The sequence below is a fragment of the Ramlibacter sp. AN1133 genome (assembly GCF_037890035.1).
In the GTDB taxonomy this organism is placed as follows: domain Bacteria; phylum Pseudomonadota; class Gammaproteobacteria; order Burkholderiales; family Burkholderiaceae_C; genus Ramlibacter.
The window spans coordinates 31945-47890 of record NZ_JBBKTQ010000015.1 but is presented as its reverse complement, the minus strand read 5'-3'; the positions used below and the strand labels follow the sequence as shown (position 1 = coordinate 47890).

Sequence of the window (15946 nt, the reverse complement as noted above, 5' to 3'; positions counted from 1 at the left end):
CTTCCCCGGTGCTCCAGGCCTTCAGGCGTTCAGGCGAGCCAGCGCTTGCGCCGCTTGTAGCTCTTGACTTCCCGGAAGCTCCTGCGCTCGGTGCCGCCCACGCCGAGGTAGAACTCCTTGACGTCCTCGTTGTTGGCCAGCTCGCTGGCCGGGCCGTCCATCACGATGCGGCCGCTTTCCAGGATGTAGCCGTAGTCCGCGTACTTCAGCGCCATGTTGGTGTTCTGCTCCGCCAGCAGGAAGGTGACCTGCTCGCGGACGTTGAGGTCCTTCACGATCTCGAACACTTCCTCGACGATCTGCGGCGCGAGCCCCATCGAGGGTTCGTCGAGCAGCACCAGGCTGGGGTTGGCCATCAGCGCGCGGCCGATGGCGCACATCTGCTGCTCGCCGCCGGAGGTGTAGGCGGCCTGCGAGGTGCGGCGCTGCTTCAGGCGCGGGAAGTAGGTGTAGACCTTCTCCAGGTTGGCGGCGACCTCGGTGCGGCTGGAGCGCGTGTACGAACCGGTGAGCAGGTTCTCCTCGATCGTGAGGTGGGCGAAGCAGTGCCGGCCTTCCATCACCTGCACCACGCCGCGCTGCACCAGGTCGGCCGGCGTGAGGTTCTCGATGCGCTCGCCGTGCAGCTCGATCGAGCCCTTGGTCACCTGGCCGCGTTCGCCCTGCAGCAGGTTGGACACGGCGCGCAGCGTGGTCGTCTTGCCGGCGCCGTTGCCCCCGAGCAGCGCCACGATGCCGCGCTCGGGCACCTGCAGCGACACGCCCTTGAGCACGAGGATCACGTGGTTGTAGATGACCTCGATGCCGTTGACGTTGAGGACGATTTTGCGGTCTTCCATGGGCTTTCCGGTTTTGCTCCTTCCCCCTCCGGGGGAAGGCTGGGATGGGGGCGCTCGTTCGAGCGCGCGGGGCGTTTGCTTCCCGGAGTGCCCCCACCCCAGCCCTCCCCCCGGAGGGGGGAGGGAGCAGGTCAGATCAGGATTGGCAGTCGGCCGGTGTGCGGCGGGTGAGCTTCTTCTCTGCCGCGTACTTGTCCGCCGTCGTCTTCACCAGGGGCTTGAGCACCTGTTCGTCGGCCTGCAGCCAGTCGGAGCTGAACCTCCACTGCTTGCCGTCCCAGGTGTGCACGCGGGCCCAGTTGGAGCCCATGTGGTCGACGCACGAAGTGCTGATCGGCCGCATCACGCCCTTGAAGCCGAGGCCGTCGAGCTTGGCCTGCGTGAGGTTCAGGTTCTCCAGGCCCCAGCGGACCTGCTCGCCCGTCATGACCTTGCCCTTGCCGAAGCGCTCCTGCGCCGACCGCACGCCTTCGACGCCCAGCATGGCGCTCATGGCGCCGCGCATGTACAGCACCGAGCCCACTTCCTCCTTGGGCCCCGTGCCCTGGCCCTTGGCGTGCACCTTCTCCAGGATCTCCTTGACCACCGCCGACTGCGGCTCCGCGCCGTGCTGCATGGTCACGGCGTTGTAGCCCTTCGCGCCCTCGCCCACGTCCTTGACGTCCGGCTCGGCGCCGGACCACCACACGCCGTACATCTTGTCGCGCGGATAGCCCGTGGCCACGGCCTCCTTCAGCGCGGTGGAGTTCATCACGCCCCAGCCCCACAGCATCACGTAGTCGGGCTTGGCCTGGCGGATCTGCAGCCAGGTGGACTTCTGCTCCACGCCGGGCGCCGTCACCGGCAGCAGCTGCAGTTCGAAGCCGTGCATGTGGCTGCGCTCCTGCAGCAGCGGGATCGGCTCCTTGCCGTAGGGGCTGTCGTGGTAGACCAGCGCGATCTTCTTGCCCTTGAGCTTGTCGAGGCCGCCCTCGCGCTTGGCGATGGTCTGCACCAGCGCGTCGGCCGCGAGCCAGTAGGTGCCCGCGATCGGGAAGTTCCACTTGAACACGCCGCCGTCCTGGCTTTCGCTGCGGCCGTAGCCGGCGGTGATCAGCGGGATCTTGTCACCGGGCGCCTTCTCCGTCAGCGCGAAGGTGATGCCGGTGGACAGCGGCTGGAACACCGTGGCACCGCCGTTCTTGCCCTTCAGGCGCTCGTAGCACTCGACGCCGCGGGCGGTGTCGTAGCCGGTCTCGCACTCCTCGAAGATGATCTTCACGCCGTTGATGCCGCCGCGCGCGTTGGTGAGCTTGAGGTAGTCGACGTAGCCGTTGGCCCAGGGGACCCCGTTCGGGGCGTAGGGGCCGGTGCGGTAGGGCAGCACCGGGAAGAACTGCTCCTTCGCCTGGGCGAACGCGTTCGTCGCCACGCCCGACGAGGCGGCGGCGGCCACCACGGCCGCTGCAAGGACTACGTTGCGCAACTTCATACCTGTCTCCTTCGTCAATGTTGATGTGCTGCCACTGGAATTCAGTGCGGGAACGGCCACAGCCGCAGCTTCTGCTTTCCCGTGGACCACAGGCGCGCCAGCCCGTGCGGTTCCACGATCAGGAACCACACGATCAGCGCGCCGAAGATGATCAGTTCGGCGTGCGAGATGCCCGCCGTCGAAATGGAGAGGCCGACCCAGCCGGCCAGCACCGGCAGCACCTGGTTGAGCGCGATCGGCAGCAGCACGATGAAGGCGGCGCCGAAGAAGCTGCCCATGATCGAGCCCAGCCCGCCGATGATCACCATGAACAGCAGGCGGAACGACATCTCCAGCGAGAACGCCGCCGGCTCCCACGAGCCGAGGTAGACGAAACCCCACAGCGCGCCGGCCATGCCGATGATGAAGGAGCTGACGGCGAAGGCGCTCAGCTTCGCGTACATCGGGCGGATGCCGATCACCGCGGCGGCGACGTCCATGTCGCGGATCGCCATCCACTCGCGGCCGATGGCGCCGCGCACCAGGTTCTTGGCGAGCAGCGCGACGACCACGAGGATGCTCAGGCACAGCAGGTACTTGCTGGCGGGCGTCTCGATCGGCAGGCCCAGGGCGGTGAGGCCGGAGACCGACACCGAGCCCGAAGGCGAATCGTTGGTGAACCACTTGATGCGCAGGAACATCCAGTCGGAGAAGAACTGGGCGGCGAGCGTCGCGACCGCGAGGTACAGGCCCTTGACGCGCAGGCTCGGCAGGCCGAACAGGATGCCGAAGGCCATCGCGCAGACGCCGCCGACGATCAGCGTGACGATCAGCGGCATGCCCTGCAGCCGGGCGAAGAAGTTGTACGCACCGTAGGCGCCGACGGCCATGAAGGCGCCGGAGCCGAGCGAGATCTGCCCGCAGTAGCCCACGAGGATGTTCACCCCCAGGGCGGCCAGCGACATGATCAGGAAGGGGATCAGGAGCGCGCGGAACGTGTAGCCGCTGGCGAGGTTCGGCACCGCGAGGAACGCGAACAGCAGCACGGCGGCGATGAAGAAGCGGTCCTGCAGGATCGGGAAGATCTGCAGGTCGGCGCGGTAGGTGGTCTTGAACTGGCCGTTTTCGCGGTAAAGCATGTGCGGTCCCCTTTACACGCGGTCGATGATCTTTTCGCCGAACAGCCCTTGCGGCCGCACGAGCAGGAACAGGAGTGCCAGGACGTAGGCGAACCAGATCTCGATGCCGCCGCCCACGAACGGGCCGAGGAACACCTCGGACAGCTTCTCGCCCACGCCGATGATCAGCCCGCCGATGATGGCGCCCGGCACCGAGGTCAGGCCGCCCAGGATCACCACCGGCAGCGCGCGCAGCGCCACGGTGGACAGCGAGAACTGCACGCCCAGCTTGCTGCCCCAGATCATCCCGGCCACCAGCGCCACGACGCCGGCCACGCACCACACCACGACCCAGATGCGATTGAGCGGGATGCCGATCGACTGCGCCGCCTGGTGGTCGTCGGCCACCGCGCGCAGGGCCCGGCCGGTGCTGGTCTTCTGGAAGAACATCGTGAGGGCGAGCACCAGCGCGCCGGAGATCGCCGCGGCGATCACGTCTTCCTTGCTCACCAGGATGCCGCCCTGGAACACGCCCTCGAACGCGATCAACGGGTCCTTGGGCATGCCGACGTCGATCTTGTAGATGTCGCTGCCGAACAGCGTCTGGCCCACGCCATCCAGGAAGTAGGCGATGCCCAGCGTGGCCATCAGCAGCGTCGCGCCTTCCTGGTTCACGAGGTGGCGCAGCACCAGCCGCTCCACCAGCCAGGCCACCATGAACATGATGACGCCCGCGACCACGAAGGCCAGCACGTTGGCGAGGATCGCGCTCTCGAAGCCGAACCACTTCGGCAGCCATTCCGAAAAGCGCGCCATCGCGAGCGCCGCGAACAGCACCATCGCGCCCTGCGCGAAGTTGAACACGCCGGAGGCCTTGAAGATCAGCACGAAGCCGAGCGCCACCAGCGAATACAGCATGCCCGTCATCAGGCCGCCGAGGAGGGTTTCGAGGAAGGGGCCCATGTCGATTCCTAGTGCGAGGTGCCGAGGTAGGCCTTGATCACGTCCGGGTTCGAACGCACCTCGTCCGGCGTGCCGTCGCCGATCTTCTTGCCGTAATCGAGCACCACGACGCGGTCGGAGATGTCCATCACCACGCCCATGTCGTGCTCGATCAGGACCACCGTGGTGCCGAATTCGTCGTTCACGTCGAGGATGAAGCGGCACATGTCCTGCTTCTCCTCCAGGTTCATGCCTGCCATCGGCTCGTCGAGCAGCAGCACCTGCGGCTCCATCGCCAGCGCGCGCCCGAGGTCCACGCGCTTCTGCAGGCCGTAGGGCAGCTGCCCCACGGGCACCTTGCGGAAGGCCTGGATCTCCAGGAAGTCGATGATCCGCTCCACGTATTCGCGGTGCCGGATCTCCTCGCGCTCGGCCGGCCCGATGCGCAGCGCCTGCAGGAAGATGTTGCTGCGGATGCGCAGGTTGCGCCCGGTCATGATGTTGTCCAGGACGCTCATGCCCTTGAACAGCGCCAGGTTCTGGAAGGTGCGGGCGATGCCCATCTCCGCCACCTGGCGGCTCTTCATGTGGTTGAAGTGCTGGCCCCGGAAGGTGATCGTGCCCTGCTGCGGCTGGTACACGCCGTTGATGCAATTGAGCATCGAGCTCTTGCCGGCGCCGTTGGGGCCGATGATCGCGCGCACCTCGTGCTCGCGCACGTCGAACGAGATGTCGGTGAGCGCCTTCACGCCGCCGAAGGCCAGCGAGATGTTCTGCACGTCGAGGATCACCTCGCCGATGCGGCGGCCGGTGACGGGCGTGTCCTGCGCCGCGGGGGCGGCGGCGGGCCGCCCGGGTGCGATCACTTCGCCCTCGGCGGGCACGGAGGTGAACGCGGTGTCCAGGGAAGGTGCGAGTTCTGCCATGATCTTCATGCCGCCGCCCTCACCGGCGCGAAGGTGCGGGCATCCATGATCTTCAGCGTCGCGCTCACGCTGCCGGTGCGCCCGTCCTCGAACTTCACCTGCGTCTCAATGTACTGCTCGGTCCTGCCGCCGTACAGGGCATCGACCAGCACGCCGTACTTTTCCGCGATGAAGCCCCGGCGGACCTTGTTCGTACGCGTGAGCTCGCCGTCGTCGGCATCGAGCTCCTTGTGCAGCACGAGGAAGCGGTGGATCTGGCTGCCGGCCAGGCGTTCGTCCAAGGCCAGGTCCGCGTTGACCTTCTCGATGCAATCCTTGATGAGGGCGTACACCTCGGGCTTCTGCGCCAGGTCGGTGTAGCCCGCGTAGGGCAGGTTGCGCTTCTCGGCCCAGTTGCCCACGGCGTCGAAGTCGATGTTGATCATCACGCAGGCGCGGTCGCGGCCGTCACCCATGGCGACGGCTTCCTTGATGTGCGGGAAGAACTTCAGCTTGTTCTCGATGTACTTGGGCGCGAACATGGAGCCGTCGCCGAGCCGCCCGACGTCCTTGGCGCGGTCGATGATCTTCAGGTGCCCGTGCGCGTCGAGGAAGCCGGCGTCGCCCGTGTGGTACCAGCCTTCGCCGTCCTTCACTTCGGCCGTGGCCTCGGGGTTCTTGTAGTACTCCTTGAGCAGCCCCGGCGAGCGCACCAGGATCTCGCCGCTGTCGGCCAGCTTGATCTCCACGCCGCGGCAGGGCACGCCCACCGTGTCGGAATGCACCTGGTTGTCCGGCTGCATGCAGACGAACACCGCCGTCTCCGTGCTGCCATAGAGCTGCTTGAGGTTGATGCCGATGGCGCGGTAGAACGCGAACAGGTCCGGTCCGATCGCTTCGCCGGCGGTGTAGGCCACGCGCACGCGCGACATCCCCAGGTTGTTGCGCAGCGGCCCGTACACCGCCAGGTTGCCGATCGCGTACTTCAGGCGGTCCAGCGCGCCCACCGGCTTGCCGTCGCGCAGCGCGGGACCGACGCGGCGCGCCAGGTCCATGAAGGCGTGGAACATCCTGCGCTTGATCGCGCCGGCGTCCTCCATGCGGATCATCACGCTGGTGAGCAGCGCCTCGAAGATCCGCGGCGGCGCGAAGTAGTAGGTCGGCCCGATCTCCTTCAGGTCGATCATCACCGTGGCGCCCGACTCGGGGCAGTTCACGACGTAGCCGCAGGCCAGCCACTGCGCGTAGCTGAAGATGTTCTGGCCGATCCACGCGGGCGGCAGGTAGGCCAGCACTTCCTCGCGTTCGGTGAGGCGGTCGAATTCCTGCCCGGCGCGGGCCCGATCGAGCAGCGTGCGGTGCGTGTGCACCACGCCCTTGGGCTTGCCGGTGGTGCCGGAGGTGAAGAACATGGCGGCCACGTCGTCCGGCTGGCCCGCTTCCACCTCGGCGCGGAACAGGCCGGGGTTGGCCTCGGCGATGCGCCGTCCCGTCTCGAGCAGCGCGTCCAGGCCCTCCAGCCCCGCCTCGTTGTAGTTGCGCAGCCCGCGCGGGTCGTCGAAGAAGATCGTGGCCAGCTGCGGGCAGCGCGGGCGGATCTCCAGCAGCTTGTCGACCTGCTCCTGGTCCTCCGCCAGCGCGAAGCGCACCTCGGCGTTGTGGATCGGGAACACGCATTCCTCGGCCGCCGCGTCCTGGTACAGCGGCACCGGGACGGCGCCGATCGCCTGCGCGGCCAGCATGGTGGCGTACAGGCGGGGGCGGTTCGCCCCGATCACCACCATGTGCTCGCCGCGGCGCAGGCCGGCCTCGCGCAGGCCGCACGCCAGGTGCTCCACCATGCGCGCCAGGTCCGCCCACGACAGCGGTTGCCAGATGCCGTATTCCTTTTCGCGCATCGCGGCGGCGTTCGGCCGCTGGGCTGCGTGGTGCATCAGCAGCCGCGGGAATGTTGTCTCCATCGCCTTGTCCTTACCGGAGAGGTAGAGCGGCAATGTAGGGACGGGTTTGACGTCGATCTGTCTTCGTAACGACGTTCCTAGGGAATGTCCTAGTAGGGGCTGCCCCTAAGCCGGACGCTCTTGAGGCAGGTCAACTGGAATCGCGCGACCGCTGGTGCAATCGGCCTATGGAAGCATCCACAGGTCCCGCGTCTCCCGAGCGCCAGCCGTCGCACAAGGTCGTCTCGGCGTTGCTGGCGACCATGGACGACCTGTCCGCACGCAAGGCTGCCCCGCGTCCGCGCCAGGACGACCCGCAGCAGAACATGCGGATGCTCTCGCGGCTCGCGCAGGAAAGCCCGAACGTCGTGCTGCGGCTCGACGCGGCCGGCACCGTGCTCTATTCCAACCCCGCCGGCGCGCGGTTCCTGGCCGCCTGCGGCGCCGTGGAGGGCCACGGCGTGCCCGCGCCGTGGGCCGAACTGGCGCGCGAGACCTGCGAGTTCGGCATGGTGCGCAGCGAGGAGATGGAGGTCGGCGACGCCCTGTACGACGTGACCCTCGCGCCCGTGCCCGAGGACGGCTACGTCAACGTCTACGCCGCCGACATCACCCGCCGCCGCCGCGCCGAGAACGCCGCGCGCGAGGCCGGCGAGAAGCTGCTGCGCAGCCTGGAGCAGACCATCGCCATGGTGTCGCGCGCGGTGGAAAAGCGCGACCCGTCCACCTCCGGGCACCAGCTGCGCGTGGCCGCAATCGCCGTCGCGATCGGGCGCGAGATGGGGCTGGCGCCGCAGCGCATCGAAGGCCTGCGCCTGGGCGCCACCATCCACGACATCGGCAAGCTGCACACGCCCGCCGAACTGCTCACCAAGCCCGGCAAGCTGATGGCGCTGGAGATCGAATTGATCCGCCAGCACCCGCTGACCGGCTACGAGATCGTCAAGGACGTCGACTTCCCGTGGCCGGTGGCGCAGATGGTGCTGCAGCACCACGAACGCATGGACGGCACCGGCTATCCGCACGGCCTCAAGGGCGAGGAGATCCTGCTGGAGTCGCGCATCCTGGCCGTCGCCGACGTGGTGGACGGCCTGAGCACGCACCGCCCCTACCGGCCCGCGCTGGGCCTGGAGACGGCGCTGCAGGAGATCGAGCGCATGCGCGGCCGCTGGCTGGATGCGCAGGCCGTCGACGCCTGCCTGCGCCTGTTCCGCGAACGGGGGTTCCAGCTGCCCGCCTGAGTTGTTCTGTTGCTGGGAGCTGCGTACTCGCCGCAGGAGACGGCGAACCGCAGGCCAATCGAAGAAGGTCAAGACCATGTCCACGCAATCCAACGTCGTGCCCGCCGCGGCCGAATCGCCGCAGTCCGTCGCCCTCGCCTGGCCCGCCCCGCACCACATGCGGGTGATCGACAACCGCACCGCGGACGAGGCCGAGCGCGCCCTCGTCACCCTCCAGGGCGGCGAGAAGCTGCTCGGGATCGTGCTTGCCATCGACTTCGAGCAGGGCAGGCTGGACTTCCAGCCCGAGCGCGGCGGCAAGCGCGTGCTCGCCTTCCGCGATTTCCGCAGCCTGTTCCTCTCGCGTTCGATCGAGCTGGAATCCGTGCCGCTGGCGGTGCCGCCGGGCGCGGTGGCCACCCGGTCCAAGCGTGTCAAGCGCGCCTGCACCGTGCGCCTGAAGGACGGCGCGGTGCTGCAGGCCGACGTGGCCGCCGTGCTGCCGCGCCAGGCCGGCCTGTTCCTCTATGTCGTGAACTACGCCGACGCCGTGCTGCGCTGGTTCGTGCCGGCGCAGGCGGTGGCGCACTACCGCGTGGGCGAGCACGTCAGCGCGCTGCCGCAGGAACTGGTGCAGTTGCAGCCGGCGCAGGCCGCCAACGTCGGCGAATTCAACGGCCGCGACCGCAGCGAGACCCGCGAGGAAGTCGAGGAGGCGCTCGCGCGCCGCAAGCTCACGCGCAAGCACCTGGGCGACGTGCTGGTGCAGGAAGGCGTGATCACGCCGCAGCAGCGCGACGACGCGCTGGAGCGCCAGAAGAAGGACGAGAGCCGCCAGCTGCACGAGCTGCTGGTGGAAATGGGCGCGGTGAGCCGCGAGGTGATCCGGCAGGTGATGGTCAGCCAGCTGGGCGTGCCGGCGGTGAACCTCACGCGCTTTCCCTTCGATGCGAATGCGTTGAAGGCGATCAAGCCGGAACTGGCGCGCAAGCACCTCGCCATGCCTCTGTTCCGCTCGGAAAAGCGCATGACCGTGGCGCTGGAGAACCCGCTGTCGTGGGAAGCCCTGCACGAGCTGGAGTTCTTCACCGGGCTGAAGGTGGACCCGTGCCTGGCGACCCGGCAGGAGCTGCAGGCGGCCATCGAGCAGTTCTATGGCGAGCCCCGCAGCAACGAGATGGTCGGCCAGCTGCTGCAGCGCCTGGGCGAGGAGGGCGCGCTGCTGCCCGAGACGACCCGGGAGGACCCGGTCACCGAGTCCGACAACACGCTGGTGCGCCTGGTCAACAAGATGATCATGGACGCCTTCGAGCAGGGCGCCTCCGACATCCACATCGAGTCGCGCGCGGACGACAAGCCCAGCCGGGTGCGCTTCCGCATCGACGGCGTGCTCACGCCCTACATCGAGGTGCCGCCGAACTTCCGCGCCGCCTTCGTCTCGCGCCTGAAGATCATGGCGGAACTCGACATCTCGGAGCGCCGCCGCCCGCAGGACGGCCGCATCCTGTTCGAGAACTGGGGCCCGCGCCACATCGAGCTGCGGGTGGTGACGATCCCCACCGCCGGCGGGCTGGAAGACGTGGTGATGCGGATCCTGGCGGCGCCGCGGGCGCTGTCGCTCGAGCAGGTGGGCATGCCGCCGCGCGACCTCGACTACCTCAAGCAGATGGCGGCGCGCTCCTATGGGCTGCTGTTCGTGTGCGGCCCCACCGGCTCGGGCAAGACCACCACGCTGCACTCGCTGCTGGCGCACATCAATACGCCGGACCGCAAGATCTGGACGGTCGAAGACCCGGTGGAAATCACCCAGGACGGCCTGTGCCAGGTGCAGGTGAACCCCAAGCTGGGCCTGACCTTCCCCGAAGTGCTGAAAAGCTTCCTGCGCGCGGACCCCGACGTGATCATGGTGGGCGAGACGCGCGATGCCGAGACCGCCCGCACCGTGACGGCAGCCTCGCTGACCGGCCACCTCGTGTTCTCCACGATGCACACCAACAGTGCAGTCGAAAGTGTGCTGCGCCTGCTGGACCTGGAGGTGGACCCGTTCAACTTCTCCGATGCCCTGCTGGGCGTGGTCGGCCAGCGCCTGGTGCGCAAGCTGTGCCACTGCAAGCGGCCCCATCTGGCGAGCGCCGAGGAGGTCGAGGCGCTGGCCCACGAGTACTGCCGCGAGACCCACCAGGCGCCCGACGAGATCGCGGCCCGGTGGCGCTCGCGCTACGGCAACCCGCAGGGCCAGATCACCCTGTACGCCCCAGGGGGCTGCCCGGAGTGCGACCAGAGCGGATACAAGGGCCGGCTGGGGGTCTACGAGGTGCTGGCGAACACGCCGGCAGTGAAGAAGGCGATCCAGCAGAAGGCGCCGTCCGACGAAATCCTGCGCCTGGCTGTTGCGGATGGCATGACAACGCTCGAACAGGATGCCCTGGAGAAGACGATGCAAGGGCATCTTGATCTGAAACAGGTTCTTGCCAGCTGCCGCTAGCCAGAATGGGACAAAGCTTGCGGAACCGAAGCCATGATGCCCGCTGACCTCACCCTCCATCAGCGCCGGCGCGACCCGACGCCGGCGGAACTCGCGAGCATCCCCTGGCTGCCCGTGCTGCTGCCCGCCGAACGCGAACGCGCGGTGCCGCAGATCAAGGTCGGCGACGCGCTGCCCGGCGACTACGTCTGCCGGGTGGGCCGCCCCGTGACCTACTGGTTCGGCGTGATCGAAGGCCTGCTCAAGATGAGCAACGACAACGAGCAGGGCCAGAGCATCACCTTCAGCGGCCTGCCGCCCGGCGGCTGGTTCGGCGAGGGCACGGTCCTCAAGCGCGAGAGCTACCGCTACAACGTGCAGGCGCTGCGCAAGAGCGTGGTGGCGGGCCTGCCGACCGATACCTTCCACTGGCTGCTCGATCACTCCATCGGCTTCAACCGCTTCGTGATGAACCAGCTGAACGAGCGGCTGGGGCAGTTCATCGCCGCGCGCGAGATCGACCGCATGAGCAACCCGGACCTGCGGGTGGCCCGCAGCCTGGCGGCGCTGTTCAATGCGGTGCTGTTCCCCGGCGTGGGCGAAGTGCTGCGCATCACCCAGCAGGAGCTGGCCTACCTGGTCGGCCTGTCGCGCCAGCGCGTGAACGAGGCGCTCGCCGCCCTGCAGGAGCAGGGGATCATCCAGGTGGAATACGGCGGCCTGCGGGTGCTCGACCTGCAGGCGCTGCGCACCGCGATGCCGGCCCCGCGCATCAAGGCGACCGCGCCGCAGAGCGCGACCGGGTCGCCAACACCGGCTTAGCGGCGCAGGGTCGCCGCGGCGCGGCGCCCTTCCTCCAGCAGCGCGGGCAATTCGCCCGCCGGCAGCGGCTCGCCCGCGCCGCGGGTGCCTTGTTTCCACACGAACACCGCCTGGCCGTTGTGCACGCCGGCATGGCCCGGGGTGGCGGCGACGGGTTGCAGCGTGCCGCCCGGTGCGCCCGCCGCGCCCGGCGCGAGCGGCAGGACGGCCACGGTGACTTCGTACCAGGTGTCGGGGTGCTCCTCGCCGCGTGACTCGCGCACGGAATAGCGGACCTGCAAGAGGGCGAACGGCGGCTGGGTGGAGCGGCCGTCGATCAGGCGGGGGCACTGCAGCTCGCCGTGGCGCGCCCAGTCGTCCCATGGCGCGGGGCGGCCGAAGCTGGCGCAGTCGGCGGCCGTGCCGGTGCGAAAGGTCCCTTGCACCGCGCTGGCGGCGGCGCTCCAGCCTTCGTCGCGCTGCCCCTCGATGCGGCGCCCGACCAGGAACAGCAGCACGAACAGGGGCACCACCATGACCGCGGCCACCGTGTGCAGTCCGCGCATCCATGCCGCAGCGCCGGCGACCGCGACAAGGACCAGGAGTGCGACCAGCCAGGGCATGGCCGGCATCGTACCGGAGCCGGCCCGCTGTCCCGCCCGCGTGTGCACAATCGGTGCCTTCCCATGACCGCCGAATCCCCGACCACCCGCCTGAACAAACGCATGGCCGACCTGGGCCTGTGCTCGCGCCGCGAGGCCGACGAGTGGATCGCCCGCGGCTGGGTGAAGGTGAACGGGCAGGTGGCGCCCATGGGGCTGCAGGTGGGGCCCGAGGCCCGCATCGAGGTCGATGCGAAGGCGCGCGGCCAGCAGCGCGAGCAGGTGACCATCCTGGTGCACAAGCCGGTGGGCTACGTGAGCGGGCAGGCCGAGGACGGCTACGAGCCGGCCAAGGTGCTGGTGCAGCCGCGCACCCGCTGGAAGGGCGACCTGTCGCCGCGGCGCTTCGCGCCTTCGCAGCTCCAGAGCCTGGTGCCGGCGGGGCGCCTGGACATCGATTCCACCGGGCTGCTGGTGCTGACCCAGGACGGCCGCGTGGCGCGCCAGCTGGTCGCGGAGGACTCCGACATCGAGAAGGAGTACCTGGTGCGGGTGGCCTTCGGCGCGGCGGTGGAGAACGTGCAGGCGGCGTTCCCGCCGGCGCAGCTGGCGCGCCTGCGCCACGGGCTGTCGCTGGACGGGCAGCCCCTGAAGCCCGCACGGGTGGACTGGCAGAACCCGGAGCAGCTGCGCTTCGTGCTCACCGAGGGCAGGAAGCGCCAGATCCGGCGCATGTGCGAGGCCGTCGGCCTGCGGGTGGTGGGCCTCAAGCGGGTGCGCATCGGGCGCGTCACGCTGGGGCAGCTGCCGCTCGGGCAATGGCGCTATCTCGGGCCGCAGGAGCGGTTCTGAAGGAGGCGGGATGAAGCTGTGGATGGCCGCTTGGGCGCTCGCGTGCGGCGCGGCGCACGCGCAGGGCACCGTCAACGCGATCTGCAGCACCGACCAGTCGTGGTGCGAACTCGCCGCCCAGGAATTCGGCAAGGCCACCGGCATCCGCGTGCTGCAGACGCGCAAGCCCACGGGCGAGGCGCTGGCGCAGATCCGCGCCGAGGCCGCCAACCCCAAGACCGACCTGTGGTGGGGCGGCACCGGCGACCCGTTCTACCAGGCGGCGGAAGTCGGCCTGCTGGAGTCCTATCGCCCCGATTACCTGGGCGACCTGCACGGGTGGGCCGTGCGCCAGTACGCCATGAGCCAGAACATGGTGGGCGGCTTCTATACCAGCGCGATCGGCTTCGGCTGGAACGAGGAGGTGCTCAGGAAGCGCAAGCTGCCGCCGCCCAAGTGCTGGAAGGACCTGCTCGATCCGCGCTACAAGGGCGAGATCGAGACCTCGCATCCGGGCTCCAGCGGCACGGGCTACACGATCGTCGCCGGCCTCGTGCAGCTGATGGGCGAGGACGCCGCCTTCGACTACCTGAAGAAGCTGCACCGCAACGTGACCCAGTACACCCGCAGCGGCACCGCGCAGGCGCGCAGCGTGGCCAAGGGCGAGGTGGCGATCGGCGTGAGCTTTCTGTTCGGATTCGACAACGAGCGCCTCACCAACAAGTTCCCGGTGTTCTCCGCCGCGCCCTGCGAGGGCACGCCCTACGAGATCGGCGGCATCGCCCTGGTCAAGGGCGCGCGCAACCGCGCCGAGGCGAAGCGCTATTACGACTGGCTCATGAGCCCCGCCGGCCAGCAGATCGGCGCGCGCGCCAACAGCCTGCAGGTGCCGGCCAACAAGACCTTCAAGCCCGATCCGCGCATCCCCGCGCTGGAGAACGTGCGCCTGATCAAGTACGACTTCGAGAAGTACGGCCGCGCGGCGGAACGCCGGCGGCTGGTGGACCGCTGGGTGCGCGAGGTGGAATCGCTGCCGCGGTGATGCGCTGGCTCAGGCCGGCGTGACCTTGCCCGCGAGCAGCAGGTGCCCGAGCGCTTCGACGGCGCCGCCGGTCTGCGCGTCTTCCTGCAGGCGTTGCTGCACGGCATCGAGCAGGGCGGGGAATTCGGGATCGTTCAGGAGGCCGGCGCCGAATTCGCGGGCCAGTTCGGCCTCCAGGTAGATGCGCACCGCCTTGCGGGGGCGGTCGGGATCCTGCGGGGCGAGGGCGGCGATGCGCTGCGCCATGGCGGCCGACACGGTGCAGGGGCTGCGGCCCGCTGCGCGCGGGGGCGATCCGGCCGCGGCCGGGGCCACCGTGCGTTCGCGCGCGGCCGCGGATTGCGTGCGCACGGCCGCGGCGAGGCGCCGGCTCGGATCGATCGTGGTCATGCTCAGTGCAGCCCGCGCGAATACGCGGAGAGCAGCACGTGCGCCGCGGCGGCCTCCGGCGCGGGTTCTTCCTCCGCGGCCCGGGCGCCGCTCTGCAGCCGTTCCACCGCTTCGACGACCTGCAGGATGTCGGAGCACAGCGCGGGGTTGGCGGGCGTGCACTGCAGGCCGGTGCGGAAGTGCGCCAGCGACTCCTCGAAGGCGTTCTGGGCCAGCGCGGCGAAACCGCGCACGAAGTGCAGCAGGGCTTCGCCCTCGGGCAGCTCGAACAGGGGTTGCCACGTCAGCAGCGCCACCGGCGCCCGGCTGGAGCTGAATTGCAGCAGCCCGAGCTGGTAGCGGGCCAGCGCGAAATCGGGTGCCAGCAGCAGGGCGTTGGCGAACGAGAGCTCCGCCTCGGCGAACTCGCCGGCGCTGGCCTGCTCGGAGGCGAGCAGGAAATGCGGCAGGGCCGAAGCCGGATCGGCTTCGCGGGCGCGGCGGAACAGCGCGACGGCGGAGTCGCGCTGGCCTTCGCGGCTGGCGGCCATGCCTTCGGCGAGGAGGCGTTCGAGGTCGGCAGGTTGGTCCATGGGGTCGTCCTTGGAGAGTACATCCGCCGGAAGGAGGTGCCGTTTAGCCCCGGGTGGGGATGGGCCGCGGCCCGGCCACGTTCAGGCCGGGGCCGTGCTCCTGAGCCGTTCCAGCAGCCGCTCGGTCTCGATTGCGTAGTGCTTGCCGCTGTCCCGGTGGATGCCCCCTTCCGCCTCCAGCACGCCCAGGCTGCGGGCGACCGTTTCGCGCCGCGCGCCGAGCAGGTCCGCCAGCGCCACGTGGGTCGGCAGCTCCAGGCAGGTGGAATCCTGGGCCTGCGCGAGCAGCAGGAGCACGCAGGCGAGCTGGTTGGTGGTGCCCCGCAGGCGCACCGCTTGCGACCAGGCGGCGAGCGATCCGCACAGGGCCATCGCGGTGCTCGCGAGATGGCGCGAGAAGGCCGGGTGCGTTTCCGCCACGTCGGCGAGCACCCGCATGGGGATCTCGCAGATGCGGCAATCCGTGGCCGCCACCCATGCCACGGGGCTGGGCTGGCCGAACAGGCCGAACAGGCCCAGGGCCGCGCCGCGCCCCGTCATCGCGACCGGCCGTGACTGCCCGTCGACGCCCAGCCGCAAGCCGAAGGCGCTGCCGGAGCGGATCACGCGCACGCGCATGGCGACCTCGCCCTCGGCGGCCAGTTCGTCGCCTCGAGGCGTGCGGCTGCGGCGGATGGACGGCTCGACGGCCTCCAGCTCGCTGGGCCCCAGCCCGGAAGTGAGGCAGGCCAGCCGCGCGGTGCAAAGCGCGCACACCGAGCGGGTGCGTGCGTTCGAAGCATTCATGCAGGGGACCTTGCCGGGGACATGAAGGAACTCTAGAGAAACTC

General features: G+C 69.3%; 15 protein-coding genes. 5 read left to right on the top strand and 10 right to left on the bottom strand.

Features of this window, described 5'->3' with window-relative positions; translation table 11 throughout:
- Positions 1 to 29: 29 nt before the first annotated feature.
- The 6 genes from WG923_RS19640 to WG923_RS19615 all read right to left on the bottom strand — a co-directional run bounded on the left by WG923_RS19640 (position 30) and on the right by WG923_RS19615 (position 7215).
- Positions 30 to 839, bottom strand: coding sequence for an ABC transporter ATP-binding protein (locus WG923_RS19640; RefSeq protein WP_340352682.1), 810 nt, complete (start codon positions 837 to 839; stop codon positions 30 to 32).
- 136 nt (positions 840 to 975) lie between these two features.
- Positions 976 to 2310: an ABC transporter substrate-binding protein gene (locus WG923_RS19635; RefSeq protein WP_340352681.1), complete on the bottom strand. Its 1335-nt coding sequence runs from the start codon at positions 2308 to 2310 to the stop codon at positions 976 to 978.
- A 41-nt stretch (positions 2311 to 2351) separates the two neighbouring features.
- Positions 2352 to 3428, bottom strand: a complete 1077-nt coding sequence (locus WG923_RS19630; RefSeq protein ID WP_340352680.1) for a branched-chain amino acid ABC transporter permease — start codon at positions 3426 to 3428, stop codon at positions 2352 to 2354.
- Positions 3429 to 3440: 12 nt separating this feature from the next.
- Positions 3441 to 4370 (bottom strand): branched-chain amino acid ABC transporter permease, encoded by a 930-nt coding sequence (locus WG923_RS19625; RefSeq protein ID WP_340352679.1) that lies wholly within the window; start codon positions 4368 to 4370, stop codon positions 3441 to 3443.
- An 8-nt stretch (positions 4371 to 4378) separates the two neighbouring features.
- The gene (locus WG923_RS19620; RefSeq protein WP_340352678.1) at positions 4379 to 5284 is read right to left on the bottom strand and encodes an ABC transporter ATP-binding protein; all 906 of its coding nucleotides are present in this window, start codon (positions 5282 to 5284) and stop codon (positions 4379 to 4381) included.
- Positions 5281 to 7215: an AMP-dependent synthetase/ligase gene (locus WG923_RS19615; protein WP_340352677.1), complete on the bottom strand. Its 1935-nt coding sequence runs from the start codon at positions 7213 to 7215 to the stop codon at positions 5281 to 5283. The genes WG923_RS19620 and WG923_RS19615 overlap by 4 nt, the downstream gene beginning before the upstream one ends.
- A gap of 167 nt (positions 7216 to 7382) precedes the next feature.
- Between WG923_RS19615 and WG923_RS19610 the strand changes: the two genes are divergently transcribed.
- The 3 genes from WG923_RS19610 (at position 7383) to WG923_RS19600 (ending at position 11700) form a co-directional block, all read left to right on the top strand.
- The gene (locus WG923_RS19610) at positions 7383 to 8435 is read left to right on the top strand and encodes an HD-GYP domain-containing protein (RefSeq protein WP_340352676.1); all 1053 of its coding nucleotides are present in this window, start codon (positions 7383 to 7385) and stop codon (positions 8433 to 8435) included.
- Positions 8436 to 8511: 76 nt separating this feature from the next.
- Positions 8512 to 10899, top strand: coding sequence for a GspE/PulE family protein (locus WG923_RS19605; RefSeq protein ID WP_340352675.1), 2388 nt, complete (start codon positions 8512 to 8514; stop codon positions 10897 to 10899).
- A gap of 36 nt (positions 10900 to 10935) precedes the next feature.
- Positions 10936 to 11700 (top strand): Crp/Fnr family transcriptional regulator, encoded by a 765-nt coding sequence (locus WG923_RS19600; RefSeq protein ID WP_340352764.1) that lies wholly within the window; start codon positions 10936 to 10938, stop codon positions 11698 to 11700.
- On the opposite strand, the gene WG923_RS19595 is transcribed toward WG923_RS19600, so the two are convergent.
- Positions 11697 to 12302 (bottom strand): hypothetical protein, encoded by a 606-nt coding sequence (locus tag WG923_RS19595; RefSeq protein WP_340352674.1) that lies wholly within the window; start codon positions 12300 to 12302, stop codon positions 11697 to 11699. The genes WG923_RS19600 and WG923_RS19595 overlap by 4 nt on opposite strands.
- Before the next feature lie 63 nt (positions 12303 to 12365).
- On the opposite strand from WG923_RS19595, the gene WG923_RS19590 reads away from it, so the two are divergent.
- Together WG923_RS19590 and WG923_RS19585 are read left to right on the top strand one after the other, a co-directional pair.
- A complete protein-coding gene (locus tag WG923_RS19590; protein WP_340352673.1) occupies positions 12366 to 13133 on the top strand; it encodes a pseudouridine synthase in 768 nt (255 codons plus the stop codon).
- Positions 13134 to 13143: 10 nt separating this feature from the next.
- Entirely contained in the window at positions 13144 to 14154 is a 1011-nt protein-coding gene (locus tag WG923_RS19585; protein ID WP_340352672.1) for an ABC transporter substrate-binding protein, read from the top strand.
- Positions 14155 to 14163: 9 nt separating this feature from the next.
- On the opposite strand, the gene WG923_RS19580 is transcribed toward WG923_RS19585, so the two are convergent.
- The 3 genes from WG923_RS19580 to WG923_RS19570 form a co-directional block, all read right to left on the bottom strand.
- Positions 14164 to 14544: a hypothetical protein gene (locus tag WG923_RS19580; RefSeq protein ID WP_340352671.1), complete on the bottom strand. Its 381-nt coding sequence runs from the start codon at positions 14542 to 14544 to the stop codon at positions 14164 to 14166.
- Between the two features lie 2 nt (positions 14545 to 14546).
- Positions 14547 to 15116: a hypothetical protein gene (locus WG923_RS19575; protein WP_340352670.1), complete on the bottom strand. Its 570-nt coding sequence runs from the start codon at positions 15114 to 15116 to the stop codon at positions 14547 to 14549.
- Between the two features lie 81 nt (positions 15117 to 15197).
- Positions 15198 to 15902: a Crp/Fnr family transcriptional regulator gene (locus tag WG923_RS19570; protein ID WP_340352669.1), complete on the bottom strand. Its 705-nt coding sequence runs from the start codon at positions 15900 to 15902 to the stop codon at positions 15198 to 15200.
- Positions 15903 to 15946 lie beyond the last annotated feature (44 nt).

Coding starts and splice junctions, on each gene's coding strand:
- WG923_RS19640 (WP_340352682.1), bottom strand. CDS start 839: ATGGAAGACCGCAAAATCGTCCTCAACGTCAACGGCATCGAGGTCATC.
- WG923_RS19635 (WP_340352681.1), bottom strand. CDS start 2,310: ATGAAGTTGCGCAACGTAGTCCTTGCAGCGGCCGTGGTGGCCGCCGCC.
- WG923_RS19630 (WP_340352680.1), bottom strand. CDS start 3,428: ATGCTTTACCGCGAAAACGGCCAGTTCAAGACCACCTACCGCGCCGAC.
- WG923_RS19625 (WP_340352679.1), bottom strand. CDS start 4,370: ATGGGCCCCTTCCTCGAAACCCTCCTCGGCGGCCTGATGACGGGCATG.
- WG923_RS19620 (WP_340352678.1), bottom strand. CDS start 5,284: ATGAAGATCATGGCAGAACTCGCACCTTCCCTGGACACCGCGTTCACC.
- WG923_RS19615 (WP_340352677.1), bottom strand. CDS start 7,215: ATGGAGACAACATTCCCGCGGCTGCTGATGCACCACGCAGCCCAGCGG.
- WG923_RS19610 (WP_340352676.1), top strand. CDS start 7,383: ATGGAAGCATCCACAGGTCCCGCGTCTCCCGAGCGCCAGCCGTCGCAC.
- WG923_RS19605 (WP_340352675.1), top strand. CDS start 8,512: ATGTCCACGCAATCCAACGTCGTGCCCGCCGCGGCCGAATCGCCGCAG.
- WG923_RS19600 (WP_340352764.1), top strand. CDS start 10,936: ATGCCCGCTGACCTCACCCTCCATCAGCGCCGGCGCGACCCGACGCCG.
- WG923_RS19595 (WP_340352674.1), bottom strand. CDS start 12,302: ATGCCCTGGCTGGTCGCACTCCTGGTCCTTGTCGCGGTCGCCGGCGCT.
- WG923_RS19590 (WP_340352673.1), top strand. CDS start 12,366: ATGACCGCCGAATCCCCGACCACCCGCCTGAACAAACGCATGGCCGAC.
- WG923_RS19585 (WP_340352672.1), top strand. CDS start 13,144: ATGAAGCTGTGGATGGCCGCTTGGGCGCTCGCGTGCGGCGCGGCGCAC.
- WG923_RS19580 (WP_340352671.1), bottom strand. CDS start 14,544: ATGACCACGATCGATCCGAGCCGGCGCCTCGCCGCGGCCGTGCGCACG.
- WG923_RS19575 (WP_340352670.1), bottom strand. CDS start 15,116: ATGGACCAACCTGCCGACCTCGAACGCCTCCTCGCCGAAGGCATGGCC.
- WG923_RS19570 (WP_340352669.1), bottom strand. CDS start 15,902: ATGAATGCTTCGAACGCACGCACCCGCTCGGTGTGCGCGCTTTGCACC.